Origin of the sequence: Xanthobacter pollutisoli (assembly GCF_040044995.1) — a bacterium.
Taxonomy (GTDB): Bacteria; Pseudomonadota; Alphaproteobacteria; order Rhizobiales; family Xanthobacteraceae; genus Xanthobacter.
Map to the genome: position 1 here is coordinate 1 of NZ_JBDZDP010000073.1, position 1,233 is coordinate 1,233.

The following is a 1,233-nucleotide window of genomic DNA, read 5'->3' on the forward strand; positions in this document are numbered from 1 at the left end:
GGGAGTGTCAGGAATTTCGTGTGGGGGCGGCGGGTTGAAGATCAGGCCGCCATGGCCTTTGTGAAGCGCTCGCCGAAGATGACGGCGAACTGCGCCTTTGCCATCGCCCATTCACGAGGCGCCATCTTCCACTCCTTTTCGGCGCGGTTCAAGACCAGGAAGAGGAGCTTCAGGGCAGCATCGTCCGTGGGGAAGTGTCCCCTGGCCCGCACGGCGCGGCGCAGCTTGGCGTTGAGCGCCTCGATGGCGTTCGTGGTGTAGAGGATGCGGCGCACCTCGGCGGGGAAGGCATAGAACGGCACGACCTCGCTCCAGGCCCGCCGCCAGCTCTGGGCGATGGCCGGATAGCGCCGGCCCCAGGCCGTGTCCTCGAAGGCCGTGAGCGCCGCCTCGCCGGCGGCCGCATCCACGGCTCGATAGATGTCCTTCAGCGCCGCGGCGACAGCCTTGCGGTCCTTGTACGATACGAAGTCGAGGCTGTGGCGCAGCAGGTGGACGATGCAGGTCTGGACCACCGCTTCGGGGAACACCGCCCGGATCGCGTCGGGAAAGCCCTTCAGGCCGTCGACGACGGCCAGCAGCAGGTCCTCGACGCCGCGGTTCCGAAGCTCGTTCATAACGCGCAGCCAGAACTTGGCGCCCTCGTTCTGCTCCAGCCACAGGCCGAGGATCTCCTTGGCGCCATCGGCGCGCACGCCGAGCGCGATGTGGACCGCCTTGTTGCGGACGATGCCCTCGTCGCGCACCTTGACCCGCAGGGCATCGAAAAACACCAGGGGATAGACCGGCTCGAGCGGCCGGGCCTGCCACGCGGCGATCTCCTCCAGGACGGCGTCGGTGACGACGCTGACGAGATCAGGCGAGACCTCGATACCATAGAGCTCGCGCAGATGCCCGACGATCTCCCGGGCGCTCATGCCCCGGGCATACATGGACACGATCTTGTCGTCGAAGCCGGGGAAGCGCCGCTGGTACTTGGCGATGAGCTGGGGATCGAACGTCGCCTGACGGTCCCGCGGGATCTCCAGCTCGATCCGGCCGGTCTCGGTGGTGACGGTCTTGCGGCCATAGCCGTTGCGGCTGTTGCCGGCCTCCTCGCCCGCCAGGTGATGGTCCATCTCGGCGTTCAGGGCGCGCTCGGCCAGCGCCTTCTTCAGATCGTCGAGCAGGCCATTGGTGTCGAAGGCCGTCTTGGGATCGGCACCGGCCAGCAACTGGTCCAGCAGTTCGTCA

At 67.1% G+C, this 1,233-nt stretch carries 1 protein-coding gene; it reads right to left on the minus strand.

The window, feature by feature from the left end:
- Positions 1–41 precede the first annotated feature (41 nt).
- Positions 42–1,233: IS256 family transposase (locus ABLE93_RS26905; protein WP_348842723.1), on the minus strand; the 1,192-nt coding region annotated here is incomplete at its 5' end.